17 protein-coding genes are annotated in these 21,538 nt (G+C 70.0%); 7 read left to right on the forward strand and 10 right to left on the reverse strand.

What is annotated here, in order from left to right; translation table 11 throughout:
* Positions 1-80 precede the first annotated feature (80 nt).
* On the forward strand, positions 81-749 hold the full coding sequence (locus ACWFR3_RS00445; RefSeq protein WP_453732522.1) for a Type 1 glutamine amidotransferase-like domain-containing protein: 669 nt from the start codon (positions 81-83) through the stop codon (positions 747-749).
* Positions 750-882: 133 nt separating this feature from the next.
* Here the strand turns inward: ACWFR3_RS00445 and ACWFR3_RS00450 are convergent, their stop codons facing one another.
* The 4 genes from ACWFR3_RS00450 to ACWFR3_RS00465 all read right to left on the reverse strand — a co-directional run bounded on the left by ACWFR3_RS00450 (position 883) and on the right by ACWFR3_RS00465 (position 5,901).
* Positions 883-1,548 (reverse strand): fasciclin domain-containing protein, encoded by a 666-nt coding sequence (locus tag ACWFR3_RS00450; RefSeq protein WP_453732265.1) that lies wholly within the window; start codon positions 1,546-1,548, stop codon positions 883-885.
* 90 nt (positions 1,549-1,638) lie between these two features.
* Positions 1,639-3,267, reverse strand: a complete 1,629-nt coding sequence (locus ACWFR3_RS00455) for a sulfite oxidase (protein WP_453732266.1) — start codon at positions 3,265-3,267, stop codon at positions 1,639-1,641.
* A gap of 385 nt (positions 3,268-3,652) precedes the next feature.
* A complete protein-coding gene (locus ACWFR3_RS00460) occupies positions 3,653-5,149 on the reverse strand; it encodes a hypothetical protein (RefSeq protein ID WP_453732267.1) in 1,497 nt (498 codons plus the stop codon).
* 362 nt (positions 5,150-5,511) lie between these two features.
* Complete coding sequence (locus tag ACWFR3_RS00465; protein ID WP_453732268.1) at positions 5,512-5,901, reverse strand: MerR family transcriptional regulator; 390 nt, start codon at positions 5,899-5,901, stop codon at positions 5,512-5,514.
* A gap of 79 nt (positions 5,902-5,980) precedes the next feature.
* Between ACWFR3_RS00465 and ACWFR3_RS00470 the strand changes: the two genes are divergently transcribed.
* Positions 5,981-7,189 carry an MFS transporter gene (locus ACWFR3_RS00470; RefSeq protein ID WP_453732269.1) on the forward strand — a complete coding sequence of 403 codons (1,209 nt, stop codon included), beginning with the start codon at positions 5,981-5,983 and terminating at the stop codon, positions 7,187-7,189.
* Between the two features lie 91 nt (positions 7,190-7,280).
* On the opposite strand, the gene ACWFR3_RS00475 is transcribed toward ACWFR3_RS00470, so the two are convergent.
* A complete protein-coding gene (locus tag ACWFR3_RS00475) occupies positions 7,281-8,177 on the reverse strand; it encodes an arginase family protein (protein WP_453732270.1) in 897 nt (298 codons plus the stop codon).
* 318 nt (positions 8,178-8,495) lie between these two features.
* A complete protein-coding gene (locus ACWFR3_RS00480; RefSeq protein WP_453732271.1) occupies positions 8,496-9,383 on the reverse strand; it encodes a LysR substrate-binding domain-containing protein in 888 nt (295 codons plus the stop codon).
* Between the two features lie 64 nt (positions 9,384-9,447).
* Here ACWFR3_RS00480 and ACWFR3_RS00485 point away from each other — a divergent pair, with 64 nt between their 5' ends.
* The 4 genes from ACWFR3_RS00485 to ACWFR3_RS00500 all read left to right on the forward strand — a co-directional run bounded on the left by ACWFR3_RS00485 (position 9,448) and on the right by ACWFR3_RS00500 (position 13,928).
* Positions 9,448-10,695 carry a thiolase family protein gene (locus ACWFR3_RS00485; protein ID WP_453732272.1) on the forward strand — a complete coding sequence of 416 codons (1,248 nt, stop codon included), beginning with the start codon at positions 9,448-9,450 and terminating at the stop codon, positions 10,693-10,695.
* Entirely contained in the window at positions 10,692-11,363 is a 672-nt protein-coding gene (locus ACWFR3_RS00490) for a 3-oxoacid CoA-transferase subunit A (RefSeq protein WP_453732273.1), read from the forward strand. The genes ACWFR3_RS00485 and ACWFR3_RS00490 overlap by 4 nt, the downstream gene beginning before the upstream one ends.
* A complete protein-coding gene (locus ACWFR3_RS00495) occupies positions 11,360-12,055 on the forward strand; it encodes a 3-oxoacid CoA-transferase subunit B (RefSeq protein WP_453732274.1) in 696 nt (231 codons plus the stop codon). Before ACWFR3_RS00490 ends, ACWFR3_RS00495 begins: the two co-directional genes overlap by 4 nt.
* 340 nt (positions 12,056-12,395) lie before the next feature.
* The gene (locus ACWFR3_RS00500; RefSeq protein ID WP_453732275.1) at positions 12,396-13,928 is read left to right on the forward strand and encodes an amidohydrolase family protein; all 1,533 of its coding nucleotides are present in this window, start codon (positions 12,396-12,398) and stop codon (positions 13,926-13,928) included.
* A 53-nt stretch (positions 13,929-13,981) separates the two neighbouring features.
* Here ACWFR3_RS00500 and ACWFR3_RS00505 read toward each other — a convergent pair whose 3' ends face one another.
* The 3 genes from ACWFR3_RS00505 to ACWFR3_RS00515 all read right to left on the reverse strand — a co-directional run bounded on the left by ACWFR3_RS00505 (position 13,982) and on the right by ACWFR3_RS00515 (position 17,272).
* On the reverse strand, positions 13,982-15,529 hold the full coding sequence (locus tag ACWFR3_RS00505) for an MFS transporter (RefSeq protein ID WP_453732276.1): 1,548 nt from the start codon (positions 15,527-15,529) through the stop codon (positions 13,982-13,984).
* A 113-nt stretch (positions 15,530-15,642) separates the two neighbouring features.
* Positions 15,643-16,449 carry a GntR family transcriptional regulator gene (locus tag ACWFR3_RS00510; protein WP_453732277.1) on the reverse strand — a complete coding sequence of 269 codons (807 nt, stop codon included), beginning with the start codon at positions 16,447-16,449 and terminating at the stop codon, positions 15,643-15,645.
* A 244-nt stretch (positions 16,450-16,693) separates the two neighbouring features.
* A complete protein-coding gene (locus ACWFR3_RS00515; protein ID WP_453732278.1) occupies positions 16,694-17,272 on the reverse strand; it encodes a fasciclin domain-containing protein in 579 nt (192 codons plus the stop codon).
* A gap of 433 nt (positions 17,273-17,705) precedes the next feature.
* Between ACWFR3_RS00515 and ACWFR3_RS00520 the strand changes: the two genes are divergently transcribed.
* A complete protein-coding gene (locus ACWFR3_RS00520; protein ID WP_453732279.1) occupies positions 17,706-19,502 on the forward strand; it encodes a cytochrome c biogenesis protein CcdA in 1,797 nt (598 codons plus the stop codon).
* Positions 19,503-19,554: 52 nt separating this feature from the next.
* On the opposite strand, the gene ACWFR3_RS00525 is transcribed toward ACWFR3_RS00520, so the two are convergent.
* Positions 19,555-20,787, reverse strand: a complete 1,233-nt coding sequence (locus ACWFR3_RS00525) for a GNAT family N-acetyltransferase (protein ID WP_453732280.1) — start codon at positions 20,785-20,787, stop codon at positions 19,555-19,557.
* Between the last annotated feature and the right edge of the window lie 751 nt (positions 20,788-21,538).

Consider the following 21,538-nt stretch of genomic DNA (forward strand, 5'->3'; position numbering starts at 1 on the left):
CCCGATACCGACATGCCATGACGGTATGGGCGGATCCCGGCTTCGTTGCGTGCGTTCGCCTGCCGTGCTTGGCTCACCCGATGAACCTTCTGCTGACGGCGAGCGGCCTGCGCAACGAGACGCTGCGCGATGCGCTGCGGGACATGCTGGGAAAGCCGTTCGGATCGGCGAACGTCGTGTTCGTTCCCACGGCATCCACCGCCGAGCCCGGGGACCACGGGTGGGTTGTCGCCGACATGAACCGGCTGTACGGCCTGGGCTGGCGGGAGTTCGACGTCCTGGAGCTGAACGGCCTGCCCCGGCAGATGGTGCTCGACCGGCTGCTCAACGCCGACGTCATCTATGTCGAGGGAGGCAGCCACTACCACCTCGCGCGCAGCATCACCGGCAATGGCCTGGCCGACGGCTTCCTCAAAGCGCTGGAGAACAAGGTCTACGTGGGGGTCAGCGCCGGATCAATGATCTTCAGCCGTAATCTCACCGCACACTCCGCCGACGTCATCGGGGACACCGCGGACCTCCACGTACTCGGCGCGACGACCGTGGAGCCGCCGTTCGGCCTCTTCGACTGGTATCTCAAGCCCCACCTTGACTCGCCGGATTTCCCCGAGCGGGACGACGCCTGGGCTGATCACATCGCCGCGCGGGCGGACTTCCCGGTCTACTTCATCGACGACGAAACGGCTGTTCGCGTCAGGGACGACAAGGTGGATGTCGTTTCCGAAGGCCGGTGGCGCTTCCATCCGTGACTCAGCGCATGGCGGGGAGTCGTGGCGGGGAGCCCCGGACAGGGCAGTGCGCCGCCCGTCGAGGTGCGCGGTGCGAGTGCGAGGTGCGAGGGGCAACGCACACACGTGGCCGGCCCCTCGCACCTGACCGTTGTCACATCTTCGGCATCAGGACCGTGTCGATGATGTGGACGGTGGCGTTGGCGGTCTTCACGTTGCCGCAGCCCACCTTGGCGGAGTCGTTGACCTTGTAGGACTCGCCCGAACCGGACGTCGTCAGCTTGGACTTCTCCAGGGTTTCGTAGGAGCCGTTCTCCAGGTCCTTGGGCGCCAGCTTCTGGCCCACCACGTGGTAGGTGAGGACCTTGGTGAGCATGGCCTTGTCGTTCAGGACCTTGTCCAGGTCCGCCTTGGGAATCTTGGCGAAGGCGTCGTTGGTCGGGGCGAACACCGTGATGTTCTTGGCGTTGTTGAGGGTGTCGACAAGGCCCGCCTTCTTGACGGCGGTGACCAGGGTGGAGAGCTCCGGGTTGTTGGACGCGGCGGTGGCGACCGGGTCCTTGGCCATCCCGTCGAAGCTGCCCTTGCCGTCCTTGGGCACGGAGGCACAGGCCGGGCCGAACGGCTCCTCCATGCCGCTGCTGCCGGCGCTTTCCTTGCCCTTGTCGGGGGTGGTCTCCGAAGAGGCGGCGGACTTGTCGTCCGAGGACGCCTTGTCCTTGCTGTCGTCACTGGAGCAGGCTGTCAGGGCCAGCGGCAGCATCGCTGCCGCGGCGATAACGAGGGCTCCACGGCGGGTACGACGAGTGATGGCGTTCATTTCTACTCCTTGAGTGTCTGCGTGCAGTAAGGCGAGTGGGGGGGGGGGATCTGGCCGGCTGCCGAAGAACGGCGAGCGGTCAGCAGCTGGTCAGTCCACGGTGACCACCACCGAGTGCCATCCGCTGGCCCCGTCGGGGATGGTGCGGGTGCGTTTTTGGGTCTGGGTCTCGCCCGTACGGTCGGTGGCCCGCACGGTGAGGGTGTGGCCCCCCGAGGTGGCCTTCCAGGGGAGGGACCACTGGCGCCAGGTGTCGCGGGTGTCCTCGGCGGCCAGATCGGCCCGCTGCCAGGGGCCGTCGTCCACGCGCACTTCGACCTTGTCGATGCCGCGGTGCTGGGCCCAGGCCACTCCGGCCACCATCACCGTGCCCGCTTTGGGCCGGGCGAAGGGCTTGGGGGTGTCGATACGGGACTGGGTCTTGATCGGTGCCTTGCGGGCCCAGTCGCGCTTGACCCAGTAGGGGTCGTAGTCGTCGAACGTGGTCAGCTCGATGTCCTGGATCCACTTGCAGGCGGACACGTAGCCGTACAGGCCGGGGACCAGCATGCGTACCGGGAAGCCGTGTTCGAAGGGCAGCGGCTGGCCGTTCATGCCCAGGGCGAGCATCGCGTCGCGGCCGTCCATGACGTCCTCGACCGGGCTGCCGATGGTCATCCCGTCCACGGACCGCGCGACCAGCTGGTCGGCGGAGCCGCCCTTGGAGGGCGGCTTGACGCCGCACTGGTCCAGGAGGTCGGCCAGGCGCACGCCGATCCACCGGGCGTTGCCCACGTAGGGGCCGCCGACCTCGTTGGAGACGCAGGCCAGCGTGATGTTCCGTTCGATCAGCGGCATGCGCAGCAGGTCCGCGAAGCTCAGGGTCCTCTCGCGGGTGACGCCCTTGCCGTGGATGCGCAGCCGCCATGAGGTCGCGTCGACCTTGGGTACCACCAGTGCGGTGTCGACCCGGTAGAAGTCCTCATTGGGCGTCGTGAACGGGCTGATGCCCTTGATGCGCAGCGCCGCGCGCTTGGGGGTGGGGGAGGCGGCCGATGCCGGGGCGGGGAGCCTGACCCGGTTGCGCGAGGCGACGGCGTCCTGCCCCTGAGTACCGTTCAGGGAGCGTCCCAGGAGACCGACACCCGTGGACGCGGCCGCGGCGGCCGTGGCCGCGACGATGAATCCCCGCCGGTCCCACCCCGTCTCCTCGGCATGATCCGGATCGCTGTCCGCGGGACGCCGCACGCTGTCCGCTGCCACCGGCTTACGGTCAGGCCCCCGACTCCCGCGTGAGCGCAGGCGCCCGACCAGGTAATAGAGGAGCCCCGCCCCGACCACGGCGCCGGCCACCGAGGGCAGCGCGTCCACGGCGTTCACGGAGTCGGGCCTGCTCGTCGCGGCGAAGGCCCCGACCACGCCGAACAAGAGGACACCTGCCGAGCCGATGCGCCGGTGGCGGGCCGCCAATGCGCCCAGGAAAAGTGCCAGGAGTGTGAGGACCGCGAGGATGCCCAGCTGCAGGACGAGCTTGTCGTTCGTCCCGAAGTGCCGGATCGCCCAGTCCTTCACCGCGGCCGGCGTACGGTCGATCGCCGCTCCGCCCACGGCGATGACCGGGCTGGACTCGGGACGGACCGCGACGGACACGAGCTCGGCCGTTGCCAGCGCGGCGTAGCCGGCCAGCAGACCGCTCAGGGCACCCAGCCCGCCGAGCCGCCACGCACTCGTGCGCCTCATTGGATTCGCTTCTTTACTCACACCGCATATCCGGAGCGGCGGCCGGGCGCGGATTGGTCCCCCACTCATTCGGGGGAGAAATTCCTCTGGACCAATCCGCAGGGCCCGCGGGTTCGAATGCTTGCTGCAACCTGCCGCCGGGAGGCAGGCATAAGGGGGAACAAGCAAACCAATCCGTCTATATGGGCTGTTCCGAATTACCTGTAGACGAGGAGGTGATGGCGAGATGACAGACGAAGACTTCTACGAACTGATCGCTCAGGTTCGTGAAGAGATCCGGCAACGTCGCTTTGCTCCGCCTCCTCCCCGGGACAGGCGGGACGATGACGCCTATGCCGTACGGGCCCGGCACTCGGAGTTCGGGGCCGGCGCGCACTGACCCAGGTCACTTCGGCGCGCAGCTCTCTGCCGCCATCCTCAGCAGTTGCCCTATCTCCGGGTGGATGACGTGATGGTGTCCTCCCATCGGGATGCTGTCGGACCGGAAGAGGGAGGAGGCGTCCACGTTCGTGTACGGCATCTCGCTCAGGTCGCACTCCAGGGCGTCGGCCAAGGTGGTGGGGGGAGGGCCGTCGATGCCCTGGATGCCGTCGAAGCCCAGGGCTCCCCACTTGCGGCTCAGGGTGGCCAATTCCGCGGAGTCGCCGATCATTTGGGACGACAACGGATACATCACGCCGAGGTGCGTGTCGAGATGGGAGAAGGTGCAGACCAGGGGCCCGTTGATCAGTCGCCGCTGATTCCACAACGCGCCGTGCCCGGAGACCTGTTGGGGCAGGCTGTCGGCAAAGACGAAGTGCGACATCTCTGCCTGCAGCAGCGTGAGGGACGAGAGCATCACCGAGCCCGACCCCTGCGTTTCCAGGCCGCGCAGCGCGAATCCGGCCAGTCGGCCGCCCAGCCCGTGGCCGACCAGATGGATCCGCGTCTCGCCGGCGTCCGCCAGCGCCGCCAGGCAGGGGCCCAGACCGGCCTGCCCCACCGCTCCCGCCCGGCGGCGCAGCACATGGCGCACCACTTGGCGGAACAGTTCATGCGCTCCGTGCCACAAGTTCGCGGACCCCTGACGGCGGCGGTTGAGCCCCACGGGGCCGCCGGCGGAAACCGTGCCGGTCCTGCTCACCCGGTCGCTGAGGGGCGTGGCCGGCCTGTGTCCCGCCACCCGGATTTCGGGGAGGGTGCCCGCCCTGGACGCCGGGGGATCGGCATCGCCGGTTCCGGGCTCGTGGCGGGCGGGTTCGCCCGGCTTTTTGTCCGCAGAAGCGGTCAAGTCGGCCAGCGCGGCCGTGAATTCGCTGCACATCGTCTTCGTGTCCTCGAAGAGCATGAGCGGGTCGGTCTGCGCCAGCACCTCGCCCTCCGTGTCGGCGGCGAATTCGGCCAGCGGATCCTGCAAGGGGGTCTCCGCGAGCCGGCGCAGGGCGGACCCGAGGTCGTCGAATGCCCCCTCGTGCCCGGGCCGGTCGTTCAGCAGTTCGGCGATCTCGGCCAACGGGGACGCGCTGTCGGGCAGATGCTGGACCAGATCGTCGCTCATCGCCCGGCTGAGGCCTGGATACGCGTCACGTTCACGTTTCGTCTCGGATTCCGCGACACCCGGGATGCCCTCGTCCCTGAAACACAGCGACGGCCACCGCACTCCCAGCAAGCCCGCTGTGGCAGAAGCGTCTGCCCATGCGTCGGCGAGCATGTGCCGAAACGCGTCGTCGGCAGCCGCGGCCAGCGCCTCATCGTTCTGGGCTCCGTGCACCAGCACATACAAGTCGCGGATCTGGCTGTCTTGTACGGCCTGGTGCACTCGCTGCACCTCGGCCTGATCGAACTCTGCCCGCCGGCCGAAGTGCAGAGCACCGACGTCGTGAAACGCATTCTGCTGCGACATGGCTCACTTCCGAAGCAATGATGCTCATCTGGCCGGTCAATGGGGTGGAGCGGGCCCGTTGGCGTGCAGCACCGCAGTTGGCACCGCAGTTGAGGGTGCGGCCTGCCGGGCGAGGAAATCCTGGTTCCCGCCCCGGTGCGGTGCACGCGTGGTGCGGCACGGATGTACGCAGTTTCTACGCCGCTGATGCTCATCAGGAGCAGACGCTGCCCCTGCGGTTCGCGCGTCCTGGCAGGGCCGTGCACTACCGGTGCCTCCGTCCGGCCCGGGGCTGGGCACGAAGCCGCTGATCGCTCACCGGACACGGCTTCGGATGTCGCTCACCGGACACGGCCCCGGACGCTCACCGAGAACCCGTTCGTTCAACCGCCCAGCGCAGCCAGCGCCCGGCGCGTGACGTCGGACGGGGCCGCAGCGATGACGACACTGAGCGCGTCCATCGAGGTCTGGAGGTCGCTGATGGCCTGGGCGATGCGCTCGCGCTCCTGGTGGAGGTCGGCCAGCAGGTCCGCGCAGGTGGGCACGAGACGCTCGCCGGTGTCCCGCAGACACGGCAGGACCGTGGTGATCGTCGAGGTGGACAGGCCGGCGGCCAGCAGGCTGCGGATGCGGCGGACGACGGCAACGTCCTCTTCGACGTATTCCCGGTAGCCGCTGGGGCGCCGCTGCGGGTGCAGCAGACCCTGCTCCCCGTAATAGCGCAGCAGGTGCACCGCCACGCCGGTCCGCCGGGACAACTCACCGATGCGCACTGCGACCTCCTGAGGGCCGGGCGGGCACGGCCCGCTCGCCTTGACTCTCATACCGATGTGAGACTTTAGCGTCTGCGGCATGAACGTAAACAAGGGTTTCGCGACGCTCGCGGCACTGTGCGCGAGCGTCTTCGTCGTGGGTACCTCGGAGTACCTGATCGCCGGGCTGCTGCCCCAGGTCGCTGCTGACCTGGACGTCTCCGTGGGAACCGCCGGACAAGCGGTGACCGCGTACGCCCTCGGCGTCGTCATCGGAGGCCCGCTGATGGCGCTGTTGACCTCGCGACTGCCCCGCAAGGGGCTCGCCGTCGGCCTGATGCTGCTGTTCGCGGCGGGCAGCGTGATCAGCGCTGTGGCCCCGTCGTTCGGCCTGCTCCTGGTGGGCCGCGTGGTGTCCTCGCTCAGCCACGCCGCCTTCCTGGCCCTGGCCTTGGTGACGGCAACCCGGGTGGTCCCGGCCCGGAAGACGGGCTCGGCCATCGCGACCGTGGCCTCCGGCTTCACCGTGGCCACCCTCCTGGGAGTGCCGCTGGGCGCCCTGCTGGGGCAGGGCGCCGGATGGCGAACTCCGTTCGCCGTGCTGAGCGTTCTCTCCCTGCTGGGCGCCGTACTCCTGGCCGCTGTGCTGCCCCGGCAGGAGGCACCCTCCACGCGACTGCGGGACGAGATAGGCGTGGTGACCCGCCGACCGGTCATGCTCGCCATCGCCACCACCGCGGTGGGCTTCTCCGGGGTCGCCACGGTGTTCACTTACATCGCCCCGCTGCTGACCCGCGTCTCCGGCTTCTCCGGCGCGGCGGTCTCCGGTCTGCTGCTCGCCTACGGCGCGGGCAGTTTCCTGGGCAACCTCGCCGCCGGAAAGCTGACCGACAAGTCGATGAGCGCGACCGTACGCGGGGTCTTCGGCGGGTTGGCGGGGACGCTCCTGCTCGTTCCGTTCGCCGCGGCGTGGCAGCCCACCGCCGTGGCGGCAATCCTGGTGCTTGGCCTGCTCGCCACCGCGACCATTGCCCCGCTGCAGGGACTGATCCTGCACCACGCGGGCGCCGCCCCGAGCCTGGCGGTCTCCGTCAACGTGGGTGCCTTCAACCTCGGGGCCGCAGCAGGCTCGGTCATCGGTGGTGCGATCGTCGCCGCCGGCGCTCTGCGGTGGACCGGCCTGGCGGGTGCGGTACTGAGCCTGATCGGCTTGGCCCTCACCTATCTCGTCCTGCCCCGGAACCGGAACCGGAACCGGACCCGGACGTCGGCGAAGGACGGCGACCTCCAGGCTCCGGTCGCTGCCTGATTCCCCGTTCCCCCGTCCCTCACCTCCGCAAGGAGGCGGAGGGGCGTGCTGTGCGGTTCTCACGGAGTGGCCGTCGCCGCTCCTGCGCCGGTCAGGGGCGGGCGAACGCCGTCTGGAGGATGTCGGCCAGGAGGGCCGCGCAGGAGCCGTCGGGGTCGAGATCGGGGTCGTAGATGGTGAGGTTGAAGCCGACGCACCGGTCCGAGCGCACCAAGGTCTGCAGCAGCGGGGCGAGTTCGTGGGGCAGGAGTCCGCCGGGGTCAGGGCTGTCGACGGCGGGCATGACGGAGGGGTCCAGCACGTCCGCGTCCAGATGCACCCAGAACCCCTCGGTCGCAGGCGCCTCAAGTGCCTGCACCATCGCGCCCGCCAGCTCCCGGGCACCCCGCTCCCGGATCTCCCCGACCGTCGCACTCGTGATCTTCAACTCCGTGAGCTCGGCCCGCTCCTCGTCGTAGTCGCGGATGCCGAGGACCCGTACATCCTCGTCCCTGATGTAGGGCCGAAGCCTTTCGAGATCGGTCAGGTCGCTCTGGCCGCGGCCGGTCGCGATGGCCAGCTCTTCACCGCCCGCGGCACCGACACGGTCGGAGTTCCCGGGGTGGCGGAAGTCCGCCGAGCCGTCGATGACGGCCAGTGCGTACCGTCCGATGCGGCGCAGGGCGAGCGAGGCGCCGAGCTGGATGGAACAGTCCCCGCCCAGGACGACGGGGAAGTCTCCGGCCCGGACGTGGTGTTCGATGCGGTCGGCGAGCTTGCGGGTGTACGTGGCGATGGCGCCGGCGTTGAACACGCCGTCGCCCTCTCTCCAGTCGCCGCGGTCGTAGCGGGGCGGCACGACCACTCCGCCCTCGGACGCCCCGATCCGCTGCACCAGCCGCTGTTCTCGCAGCGCGCCGGCCAGCTTGTAACAGCCGGGCACGCTGCCTTCGGTGGGCGGCCGGAGGCCGAGATTGGACGGAGCATCCATGACGACGAGAGGGCGCATCGGGCCATTGTGTCCGCGCGGGGCGGTGCGGGCCACATGTTTCGCCGAGCGCCCCATCGCCTCGGCAGGGACGGTGACGGACATGCCCGTGCGGCCGGAGCACACGCCCTGCGAAGCCCCCGGTCGGGTGTCGCAACTAGGCACGGCCTTGGGCGTGTTGGCGCCGCACAGGGATGACCCCGGATACGGCGCCCAGCAGTGCGCCAGTTGCACGCGGCCGTTGAGCGGGCCCGGTCGGCTCAGTCCTGGCGGCTCCCACGTCCGCCTGCCCGCCCGGTCCGTGGCCGCCGTCCGCGTGCGACCCGGCGCTCACGCCGCTCACGCCGCACCCGCGCACCGCTCGATCACCGAGGCGACCTGTTCCGCGGCAGGGGAGTTGCGTCGCGCCCGGCGGGCCAGCAGCAGGTCGACGGACTCGGGTTCCGCCAGCGGCACATACGTCACGCCCTCGAGGCTCAGACTTCTCACCGACTGCGGCACCAGGGCCACACCGTGGCCGGCCGCCACGAAGACGACCAAGGTGGCCGTCTCGCCGACCTCCGTCAGCGAGATGGGGCGGAAGCCCGCTCGCTCGCACGCGGACAGCACCCGGTTGTACATGGAGGAGCGGGACTGAGAGGGATGGACGACGAACGGTTCGCCGGCCAGGGCCTCCAGTGAGATGCGCCGCCGGCCTGCCAGCGGGTGGTGCGAGGGCAGCACGGCCACGAGGGGCTCGGACCGCAGTGGCGTGATGCGCAGATCCGCGTCGGCGACCGCGCCGCGGACCACCACGAGGTCGTACGTGCCCTGGTGCAGCCCCTCGACGAGTTCCGGGGTGAGGAGCTCGCCGCGCAGGTCCATGGTGATCCCGGGCAGCTCCGCCCGCACGGTGCGAGCGACCCGCGGCAGCACGTCGTACGTAGCCGTGCCGATGAAACCCACGGAGATGCGTCCCGCGTGCCCGGTGGCCAGCTCGCGCATGTGTACCCGGGCACGCTCCTCCTCCGCGACGAGGACGCGCGCGTAGTCGGTGAGCCGGCGGCCGGCCTCGGTCATCTCGACGTGGCGTGTGGACCGGTTGAACAAGGAGAGGCCCAGTTCTCCTTCCAGCTGCTTGATCTGCTGGGACAGGGCCGGCTGCGCCACGTGCAGACGGGCCGCCGCGCGGCCGAAGTGGCACTCCTCGGCCAGGGCGAGGAAGTACCGGAGCTGTCGCAGTTCCATGGACCCCATCTTAATAAGGGTGCCTTATCAATTCATGCCGACTAGGTCTTGGACGTGATGAACGATGTGCTCCTACCGTGAGCGGGTGACCGACAGCTATCTGTACGCAGCAGCACGAACGCCCTTCGGACGTTTCGCGGGAGCCCTGGCCGACGTCCGGCCCGACGACCTCGCGGCGCTGGCCATCACCGCGACCCTGGCCAAGGCCCCCGCCCTCGACCCGGCCGAGATCGGCGACGTCGTCTGGGGCAACGCCAACGGAGCCGGCGAGGACAACCGCAACGTCGGCAGGATGGCCGTCCTCCTGGCGGGGCTGCCGACCTCGGTGCCCGCCACCACCGTGAACCGGCTGTGCGGATCCTCCCTGGACGCCGCCCTCATCGCCTCCCGCACCATCGAGAGCGGCGATGCGGACATCGTGCTCACCGGCGGGGTCGAGTCGATGACCCGGGCGCCCTGGGTGCTGCCCAAGCCGGCGCGAGCGTTTCCCGCAGGAGACATGACTGCCGTGTCCACCACGCTGGGATGGCGCCTGGTCAACGAGCGGATGCCCAAGGAGTGGACCGTGTCCCTGGGCGAGGCCAACGAACAGCTCGCGGGCCGCTTCTCCATCGCGCGCGAGCGCCAGGACGCCTTCGCCGCCCGCTCCCACACCCTCGCCGACTCGGCGTGGAACGCAGGCTTCTACGACGACCTGGTCGTGCCCGTGTCCGTCGACGCCAAGGGCGCCGTGCTCGACCGGGACGAGGGGATCCGCCCCGGCTCCACGACCGAGAAGCTCGCCGCACTCAAGCCCGTCTTCCGCCCCGACGGCGTCATCACGGCAGGCAACGCCTCCCCGCTGAGCGACGGCGCCTCGGCCGTCCTGCTCGGCTCGGGTGCCGCCGCCGATCAGATCGGCACCGACCCGCTGGCCCGTATCGCCGGCCGCGGGGTGTCCGCGCTGGATCCGCAGCTGTTCGGCTACGCCCCCGTGGAAGCGGCGAACCGGGCACTGAAGAGGGCGGGCATCGCCTGGTCCGACGTGGCCGCCGTCGAGCTGAACGAGGCGTTCGCCGTGCAGTCGCTGGCCTGCGTCGACGCCTGGGGCGTGGACCCGGACATCGTCAACGCCAAGGGCGGCGCGATCGCGCTGGGCCACCCGCTGGGCGCCTCCGGAGGACGGGTGCTGGGCACCCTGGCCCACCGGCTGCGCGCGTCCGGCGAGCGGTGGGGCGTCGCGGCGATCTGTATCGGAGTCGGCCAGGCGCTCGCCCTGGTCCTGGAGAACGTCACGGGAAGCAACACGGGAAGCAAGGGGAGCAACCGATGAGCGTGCAACTGTGCGCCCACGCCGACGAGGCGGTCGCCGGGATCAAGGACGGCTCGACCGTGCTGGTCGGCGGGTTCGGCATGGCCGGGATGCCGGTCGACCTGATCGACGCGCTCATCCGCCAGGGAGCCGGCGACCTCACGGTGGTGTCCAACAACGCCGGAAACGGCGATACCGGGCTCGCCGCACTGCTGGCCAAGGGGCGCGTCCGCAAGGTGATCTGCTCCTTCCCGCGCCAGAAGGACTCCTGGGTGTTCGACGAGCTCTACCGCGCCGGCCGGATCGAACTGGAGGTGGTTCCACAGGGCAACCTCGCCGAGCGCATGAGGGCGGCCGGAGCCGGCATCGGTGCCTTCTTCTGCCCCACGGGGGCGGGCACCCTGCTCGCCGAGGGCAAGGAGACACGCGAGATCGACGGCCGCACCTATGTCCTCGAATACCCGATCAAGGGCGATGTCGCACTGATCGGCGCCCACCGCGCCGACCGTATGGGCAACCTCGTCTACCGCAAGACCGCCCGCAACTTCGGACCGGTCATGGCCACCGCGGCGACCACCGTGATCGCCCAGGTACGCGAGATCGTCGAAACCGGCGAGATCGACCCGGAAACCGTCGTGACCCCCAGCATCTACGTCGACCGAGTGGTTCAGGAGGCGGCCCAGGCATGAACACCGCGAACACCAGGAACACCACCACCGGTCGAGCGTCGAAGAACGAGCAGGGCCCGCTGGGCAAGCACGACATCGCCGCCCTCATCGCGCGCGACATCCCGCAGGGCGCTTTCGTCAACCTGGGCATCGGCCAGCCGACGCTCGTCGCCGACCATCTGCCCGCCGATTCCGGCGTGGTGCTCCACACCGAGAACGGCATGCTCAACATGGGGCCCGCCGCGCAGGACGGCCAGGTCGACCCCGACCTGACCAACGCGGGCAAGGTTCCCGTCACCGAGCTGCCCGGAGCCGCCTACTTCCACCACGCCGACTCCTTCGCCATGATGCGCGGCGGCCATCTGGACATCTGCGTCCTTGGCGCGTTCCAGGTCTCCGGCGGCGGCGACCTGGCCAACTGGCATACGGGCGCACCCGATGCCATCCCCGCAGTCGGCGGAGCCATGGACCTGGCCATCGGGGCGAAGAAGGTGTTCGTGATGATGACCCTGTTCACCAAGGACGGAACACCCAAGCTGGTGCCCGAGTGCGGCTACCCGCTCACCGGCCTCTCCTGCGTCGACCGCGTCTACACCGATCTCGCGGTGTTCGACCTCTCCCCGCAGGGAGTGCGCGTGGCGCAGACCTTCGGCATCACGCCGGACGAGCTGGCCGCGCGCCTGGACGTGCCGCTGATCTTCGGAGGGCAGTGAGGCAGCACCTAGCCGCAGTGCACCCGCCCTACCCGTAATGTTTCCGTGAAGTTACGCCACTTTATGCAGCCCGGATGTACGGCTTGACCAGGCGTTAAGTGGCCGTGGGCGGCGGTTGTGCCACCTGCCCCCTCGATACGTGAATGCCGCATGCCGGAAGTCTTGTTCCACTGTCGGCGGTCGTTCTAGGGTCGGGCCACTCCGCACGCCCAGCCACGCGTACGGCTGACAACGGGTTTCGCCGTCGCTGCGGCGCACCGCTGTCGCCCGTGCGCGGAGTCCGGCGTGCGCGGAATCGAGGACTGCGCAGGCATGTGACGTACGAAAGCGGGCGGGTGAGTTGGCAAGCGAGCAGCAACACGAGCGGTCAGCAGCGCAAGAGCACAGCGACCGGCCAGAGCAGGGGCCGGCGGGTGCGGGGGAGCCGCCGGGCAGGCGCGGGTTTCTCGTCGGGGCGGGCCTTGCGGGTGCCGCCGGGCTCATCAGTGCTCCGGCCGCCGGGAGCGCCAGCGCGGACACGGGCCCCAAGGGCGGTGCCGACGCACCCCGTGCGGTGCGCGCCGAGCAGTTCAGCGGGGCCAGGAAACTGCTCGTACCGGAGTTGTTGCTGTTGCCGGAGGGGCCAAAGCGCGGCCAGGCCGTGCTCGTTGACGGCCGGAAGTTCAAGGCGGTCGGCCCGGCGCGCGAACTCATCGCCGCGCACCCTGGCCTGCGGCCGGTGCGGCTGGACGGGCACTTGATCATGCCGGGTTTCGTCGACGCCCATCACCACCTGACGCAGAGTTTCGGCAAGGCCCAGTCGTTCGGGCAGCCTTCGGAGATCTTCAAGACGATCTGGGAGCCGCTGGAACACGCCCTGGACAAAGAGAGTGCTTATGTGTCGGCGAAGCTGGCGTCCCTGGAGGCGCTGCGCGGCGGCTTCACGACGGTCGCCGATGCCGGGACGCGGGCGCCGGTCGATGTGGCCGTGGTGGCCAGGGGAGCGGAAGAGGCCGGTATCCGGTGCGTCCTGTCCAAGGTCGTCTCCGACGGGAAGGGCGGACCGGAACATCTGCGGCGGTGGGAGGCGCATCCGCTGATCCACCCCTCGCTGGCCATCCCCGTGCCCGAGGACGCGTCCGCGAGCATCATCAAGCGGACGGCGGAGTTGTGCCGCGAGGCCGGCGCGGTGTTCCAGATTCACGTCAACGAGCATCTGGCCTCCGTGGAAAGGTCGTTGAAGAGCGTGGGGCGCCGGCCCGTGGAGTATCTGCACCATCTGAAGGCGCTCGGCCCGCACACGCTCGGTTCGCATGCCACGCTGCTCACGCCCGGCGAGATGCGCATGCTCGCCGACTCCGGCGCGGCCATCAGCTACAACCCCGTGGCCAGTGCCTGGAAGGGCAACGGCGTCGCCCACGCCACGATGCTCGCCGCGATGGGCGTGCGCTTCGGGACGGGCACGGACGGCACCCGCGGCGACGGATTCCGCCTGATCGACGCCGCGGAGACGGCCCAGCGCCTTGCGTACGGGATCGCCGCGGGCGATTCCTCGTGCGGCGCGGGAGGGTTGTGGCTGGAGCACGCGACATCGCTCAGCGCCGACGCGCTCGGTCTGGGCAAGGTGACCGGGGAGATCGCGGCGGGAAAGGCCGCCGACTTCCTCGTCGTGGACATCAACGTCCCCGAACTCACCCCCTCGTGGGACCTGGAGTGGGAACTGGTCCGGCTGGCCAACCGCGACCAGATCACCGCGGTTGTGGTCGACGGCAAGCTGCGGCTGTGGGAGGGGTGGCCGCCGGACTGGGACGGCCGCGCGCTGGTGGCACAGGCGGCGAAGACGGGGCCTGAGGTGGTGCGCCGCGCAGGACTGCAGCGCGTGGAGCCGCGGTAGCCGCCGGCCGGGGTGGCGGCCCGCGGGCCCTCACCCCGGCTCTGCCGGCTGGCTCACCGCCCCGGCGGAAGCCACCGTGCGACCGCGAACGCCACCAGCGTGATCGCGGCGGCCAGGGCCAGCGTCGCGGTGTGCAGGCCCGCGGTGAACGCATCGACGACCGCCGTGTGCAGGCGGGGGTCGGCGGTGCGGGACGCGGCTTCGGCGACCGTCGTCGGCCCATCGGCGCCCGACAGGGGGGAGGGAAGGCGGGCGGTGAAGACGGCCGTGGTCAGGGTGCCGGTGACGGCGATGCCCACGGCACTGCCCAACTCCCGTGCAAGGCTCTGCAGGGCGGAGCCCGTTCCCGCCCTCCGGGCGGGCAGCGCACTCATCATGGCGTGTGACAGCAGCGGGCTCGCGGTGCCGCAGCCGAGCGCGGTCAGTGCGGCGCCCAGGGCATAAAGCGTGTAGGGGGTGCGGGCGTCGGCGGCGGACACCACGCACAGCCCGGCGGCCAGGACCAGCATCCCGAAAAGGACGGTGCCGCGCCGGCCGCACACCCGCTCCAGCAGCAGGCCCAGGCGCGGTCCGGCCAACAGCGCCGCGGCCATGGGCAGCAACCGCAGCCCGGCTTCGAGCGGCCCGTACCCCTTGGCGTACTGCAGGTATTGGCCGTTGAGGTAGAAGAGGCCGAACATGCCGGCGAAGAGCGCGGCCATCCCCGCCGCACCCGCGCGCACGGCCGGCCGGGCGAAGAGCCGCGGATCCAGGAGCGGTTCGCGGGCGCGCAGTTCATGCCGCGCCCAGCCGGCCAGCAGCACGACCGCGGCTATGGCGGCAGCCAGCACCGGCGGGGCACTCCAGCCGGACTGGGGGCCGGAGACGATCGCGTAGAGCAGGGCCAGAAAACCGGCGGTGAGCAGGGCGCTGGCGAGCGGCGCGGCGGGGCTCGGACGGTGGGCGGTGACGGGTGCCACGGCGGCCACCAGGAGCAGCGCGCACAGCGCGAGCGGGATGAGGCAGACAAAGAGCGTGCGCCAACTGCCGTACTGGAGCGCGGCGCCGCCGCCCACGTTGCCCAGGACGGCGGCGAGCCCGGTCATGGAGGCCCACACGGCGACGGCCTTGCGCCGTGCCGGCTCGGGCAGCCCCTCGACCAGCAGGGCCAGGGTGTTGGGCAGCACGGCGGCCGCGCCGACCCCGCTGATCATGCGCCCGGCGATCAGTACGGTGATGTGCGGGGCGACGGCGCAGATCACCGCGCCGAGCGTGAACACGGTCATGCCGCACAGGAGCGTTCCCTTGCGGCCCCTGCGGTCGGCGAGCGCGCCTGCGGGCACCAACAGGCAGGCGAAGAGGACGACATAGCCGTCCACCACCCACACCACGGCCTGGGCGGAGGGGCGCAGCGCGTCGGCCGACAGGTCGGGGATGGCCAGATTGACGGCGGAGACCATGCCGATGACCAGGGTGACGCACAGGCACATGGCCAGCGTGGTCAGCGCGGGCGGACGGTGACGGCGGGCGCCGCGAGCGGGGGTGGTGGCGGTGGCGGGCGCGGGCTCGGCGCGGGGGTGGGCGCCCGGACCGGTGACAGGGGCGGGATTGGCGTGGTCCAACGAGACCTCCGTGAAAGAGCAGCCGGGCGCAGCACGGCACACCGCGAGCGGGACACGGCGCTGCCACCCCCTCACGGAGGCGTGCTGGCACCGGCCGTTCGTCCGTGCTGCCGCTACGACGGATAACTGGGGTGACTGGCGGCGTACTTGGTCGCCCGGTCGAGCGTGGCGTGCAGGGTCAGCCGGTCCCCGCGCAGATGGAGGAACTCCAGGTCGGCGGGGCGGCCGTCGGCGAGACGGGTGAGGCGTTCGACGGCCAGGATCGCGCCGCCCGCGGGCATCTCAAGGACCGTGCTGGTCGCCGGATCGGCGATGGTGGCGTGGACGGACACCTCGGCCGAGCCCAGCGGGAGGCCCGTCGCGGTCTCGATCAGATCGAAGACGTCGTGGTCTTCCAGCGTGCGCGGTGTGCGGCCGGCGTGCGCCAGCAGGGGCTCACCCACCTCGGGGATGAGATAGGTGCAGTCCAGGGACAGAGGGATGCCGTCCACCCGGCGCAGCCGCTCCAGGTAGACGGCCGGGCTGTCTTCGGCCAGGTCAAGACGGCGGGCGATCGTGAGCGGCGGCTGCAGGAGGCGGGATTCGCGCACCTCGTTGACGACGGCGCCGTGCCGCTGGAGCACCTCGGCGAGTCCCGACAGTTCGCCCAGCGGATGCTCGTAGGCGCGGCCGATCACGACCGTGCCCACGCCCCGGCGGCGTTCGACAAGACCTTCGTCACGCAGCAGACCCAGCGCCTCGCGGACCGTGTTGCGGGAGGTGCCGAACTCGGCGATCAGGGCACGCTCGTCGGGCAGTACGCCACCGGGAAAAGCGCTGCGCATGACCTGCCTGCGCAGCACGCTGGCCACGGTACGGGCCCGGTCGGCCCGCGTCAGCGGCACGCCGGACCCGTCCCCGCTCGGCTTCGGATCGCGCATGGCTCCCTCACGGTGGATGAGTCGGTATCCGGCGCGGGCAACACGCCGCGCCGGACACCGACGCTAGGCCAGCAATGTTGCCGCGAAGTTACGCCACCCCATGTGACCTGCGGTGATGCCGTGACCTGGGGCTTTGCCGGGCGCCCGGGCGGGTGCGCCACCCGCTCCGGGCGGGCACGGGGCACGCGTCCGGGGTGTCGCCTTGCTGCTGCGACACCCCGGACCCGACTGCAGACGTTGCCGCCTACTTGGGCGGCATGAGAACGCTGTCGATGATGTAGACCGTCGCGTTGGCGGTCTTGACGTTGCCGCAGACGACGTTGGCCATGTCGTTGACCTTGTACTTCTCGCCGGATCCGTCGGTGGTGAGCTTGCTGCCCTCCAGGGTCTTGAAGGACCCCATCGACAGCTGGCTCGGCGCGACCTTCTCGCCCACCACGTGGTAGGTGAGGATCTTGGTGAGCTGTTCCTTGTTGGCGAGGACCTTGTCCAGGTCGGCCTTCGGGATCTTCTTGAAGGCGTCGTTGGACGGCGCGAAGACGGTGATGTCCTTCGCGTTGTTGAGCGTGTCGACCAGGCCCGCCTTCTTGACCGCGGTCACCAGGGTGGACAGTGCCGGGTTGTTGGAGGCGGCGGTGGCGACCGGGTCCTTGGCCATGCCGTCGAGGCTGCCTGCCCCCTCTTTGGGAACCGACGAGCACGCCGACCCGAAGGTCTTGCTGTCGTCGGCGTGTGCCGCCGGGGCGAGCACCCCAAGGGACACAGGCAGGGCGATGGCCGCGGCAGAGACGGCGGCAGTACGGATCATGCTTCGGGTAGTCATGACCGGTCCCTCCTCGGGACGGAGACGAGCGCTCGGCGAGCGCCGGTAGGAGCGTCGAGGGAGGCCGGCGGAGAACTCGCCCCCGAAGCGGGTCACAGAAGCCGACTCATCTCGATCTCACCGGTAATTCGAAGCGGAACCAGAGCCGGATTGGCCTTTACCGAAAAAAATGTATTCAAATGCTCAAATGCTGACGGCGAGCTACCTGCTTACCACCGTGAGTTCACGAGCGGTGAATTCTGCCTGCGGCGCCGTGCATGGTTGCGCGCGCCGGTATAGGTCTGCCCAGGCCATGGCGTGTCAGAGCATGTCTGGGCGAGTGCGTGCTGTCGCCGCATTGCTGAATTATTTACGCCAATCCGCCCGCGTCCCGGGTCCGGATTACCTATAAGCATCCGGGTCCGCCGGAGGCCGGGCACAGGGACGGCATCTCATGATTATCCTGATTCTGATAGGTCTTCTCGGAGGCCTGATCACTGCCGTTTCGCCCTGCATCCTGCCGGTCCTGCCCGTCGTATTCCTCGCGGGCGGCCCGGCATCCGACAGGCCGCAGCAGCCCGCTTCGGCGGGTGCGAGCGCGAAGCCCGGCAGGTCAGCAGCCGCAACCTCGCGTGACTCCGACTCCGGTGTGCTGGTCGACGATCCGCCCTCGGTGAAGAGCCCCCGCAACCGGCGCCCCTACGCCGTCGTCGCCGGCCTCGTGATCAGCTTCAGCTTCTTCACGCTGCTGGGCGTGACCATCGTGACCGCGCTCGGCCTGCCCCAGGACATCCTGCGCTACGCCGGTCTGGGGCTGCTCGTCTTCATCGGACTCGGCCTGATCTTCCCGCCCGTCGAGCGGCTCCTGGAGAAGCCCTTCGCGCGGATCCCCCAACGCCAGGTGAACAAGGAGGGCGGGGCGTTCGCTCTCGGACTCGGGCTGGGCCTGCTGTACGTGCCCTGCGCCGGCCCCGTGCTCGCCGCCATCACCGTCGCCGGCGCGCAGGGCCAACTCAGCCTCGATATCGTGGCGTTGACCGTGTCCTTCGCCATCGGCACCGCCCTTCCCCTGCTGGTGTTCGCCCTGGCCGGACGGCGGGTCTCGGAGCGGATCGGCGCCTTTCGCAAGCGCGCCAGGAAGCTGCGGATCGTGGCCGGCTGCCTCATGATCGTCCTGGCTCTGGGGCTGGCCCTCAACGTCACCGACGCCATCCAGCGGGCGCTGCCGGACTACACGTCCGCAGCCCAGAAGAAGATCGAGGACAGCAAGGTCGCCCGCCAGCAGCTCTCCGGCCTCTACGACGACTCCAACAAGGAGCTCTCCCGCTGCCAGGACGGTGCCGCCGACCTGCGCTCGTGCGGCCAGGCCCCGCCCATCGAGGGCATCTCGAAGTGGCTCAACACGCCGGGCGGCGCACCGGTCGATCTGGCCGAGCAGCGCGGCAAAGTGGTGCTGATCGACTTCTGGACCTACTCGTGCATCAACTGCCAGCGCAGCCTGCCGCACATCAGATCCTGGGAACGCGCCTACAAGAGCGCGGGCCTGGAGGTCATCGGCGTCCACTCGCCGGAGTTCGGCTTCGAGAAGAAGGCGGCCAACGTCGAAAGCCAGGCCAGGAAGCTCGGCGTGACCTACCCCGTGGCCCTGGACAACAAGCTGACCACCTGGAGCAACTACCGCAACCGGTTCTGGCCCGCCAAGTACCTCATCGACGCCGACGGCACGGTGCGCTACTTCAAGTTCGGCGAGGGCCAGTACGCGCAGACCGAAGAACTCATCCGCGACCTTCTGCGCCAGGCGGACCCGACCGTGACCCTGCCGCCCCGGACCGGCCAGGCAGACGCGGAGCTCACCGCCGACCGCACGCCGGAGACCTATCTCAGCAACCACCTGATCAAGGGCTACGTCGGCGACCCGCTGGCCGACGACCAGGCGAAGGTCTACCGCTTCCCGACCGGCATCCCTGCCGACCGGCTCGCGCTGAGCGGCACCTGGACGGCCGGATATGAGTACTTCACCGCCGGGCCGGACGCCCGTCTGGCCATGACCTACAAGGCCAAGAACGTCAACATGGTGCTCGCCGGGAAGGGCAAGGTGACCGCCCTGCTCGACGGCAAGACCATCAAGACGCTGCAGATCGACGGAACACCGACGATGCACCGCCTCGTCGACGAGAAGACAGCCCGTCAGGGACACCTCGAAGTGCGTCTCGAACCCGGAATCCAGGCCTACGTGCTCACCTTCGGCTAGCCGGGTGTTCGGCAACGCCTTGCGCACCTACAGGCGGCCGGCGCGCTGACGGTCAGAACCAGTGCAGGCAGTGCGGGGAGCGTTCGGCGCGGAAGAGGTTGTCGGCGAGGGCGGCGGCGTGAGGGTGGTGGGCGTGGATGTGTCCGGCCCGCATGAGGGTGCTCGGGGCGGTGCCGCCGAGGTAGAGCGAGCCCAGGTCGCGCACGTCCAGGGACAGGTCGGGCTCCCGGTCGGTGCGCACGCAGTCGGCCTTGCCGTCCCGGATGGTCAGCAGGTAGCGGCCGTGCTGGGCCAGGAACGGGTCCTGGACGTCGAGGACCAACTCGCCGTCCGCACACCAGCCGCGGGCGGTCAGCGCGCGCGGCACGTCCAGGAGACGTACCCAGAGCCAGTCGCTGTCGCCGCTGACCTCGCCGGCGCGGAAGTCCGCGAGCTGCCAGCGCAGCGGGTGATGGGGCGGTACGTGCTTGAACACGACCCGGGCCACCAGGTCGTGGCCGAGGGCGAAGCGGGCCAGGGCCGTGAAGACGGCGTCGTCGGTGGCGATGATCTCATCGACCGTCAGGGTCTGGGCGTCGCCGATGGCGTAGCTGGCGTAGCCGTCCGCGATGCCGTCGGCGTCCCGGTGCACGGCGACGTAGCGCGGTGCGGGTGAGATCGGGGCCTGCCCGGCGCGCAGGGCCCACCAGCGGTGCGGCCGCGACAGCGCGCCGGGCTGGGCGCGGCGGTAGCGGTCGTAGACCTCCTCCAGGATGGCTCCGCACTCGGCGCGCCGCACTACCTCGACCGAGCCGCTGTCCGCGCCCGCAGCTGACAGGCCGGCCAACTGGTGTGAGCGGGGCGTGGCCAGCGCGGCCTGGTGGCGCGGCACCGTCAGCTGCCCGGTGTAGGTGGCGGGTCCGTAGCCGAACCTGCCATAAATCTGCGCCTCGGAGGCCAGCAGTACCGCGAGGTACTCGCCGCGCTCCCGCAGCTCGGCCAGCTGATGGCGCATCAACGCGCTGAGCACACCCTGGCGCCGGTGCGAGGGCAGGACACCGACGGCCGTCACCCCGGCGGCCGGGGCGAGGACGTCACCGGGCAGCGTGAGTTCGAAGGAATACGCGGCAGCCGTGCCGACAGGCCGCCCGTCTTCGGCCCGGGCGAGCAGACAGCGGTCGGCTTCGAGCGCCGACCACCACAGCCCGCCGCCCTCAACCGGGGTTTCGGGGAAGTGCCCGAACGCGGCATGGACAGTGTCGACGAAAACGTCCAGGTCGTCGCCATCTATGGAACGGATCTCCATTGCTGCCGCTGCCTCCTTGCGATACCGGCACCACGCCTCATGGTGTCTGATCACAGTGCATCCTCTGGGCTGTGACCAGCGCAAACAAAATACGGCAGGTCACAGCAGGGCCCGGTCCCAGGGGCGTCGCCACGGCGCCCGTACTGGGTGATCGAGCTGCCTTCCGCCCGGTGGTCTCGCGTAGGGGTGCAGGGATACGACCGCCGGCGGGCCGGTATCCACGACAACATCACCCTCGCCACGAAGGCGGCCGTGGCCAGGGCGATGGCCTGCCGGGCGATCGCGGAGAAGGCCGCCCGGCACGCAGAACGAGAACCGCTGCCGTACAAGTCCGCCTCCTGGGAGGGGGATACTGTGCGAATTCGGTGCTTGTTGGGGTGGATCCGTGCAGTGTTCGGCTCGGTACGGTCGTCTCAGAAGGACTGCAGGGCCTGTTGCCTTGTGCTGGCGCTGTGGAGGGCATCGTGCCTCCAGAAGTGGTGATCGTCTCGGGGTGCGCGGCTTGGATGGCGAGGGCCCCGATATGAGCTGCAACGACTTCGATCCCGACTTTTTCAGCAATGCTGTCAACGTCTGCGTCGTTGTGCTGCTCGCTAAATTTGTCACGCATCGGATACCCGGGCGCTCTGTCGCGCGCCGGGTGCCTGGGCGCTCTGTCGCGCATCGGGTGCCTGGGCGCTCTGCCACGCGTCGGGTGCCTGGGCGCTCTGCCACGCGTCGGGTGCCTGACGGTGAGGATCCTCCCCGGTGG

Source organism: Streptomyces sp. NPDC055189 (genome assembly GCF_053606765.1).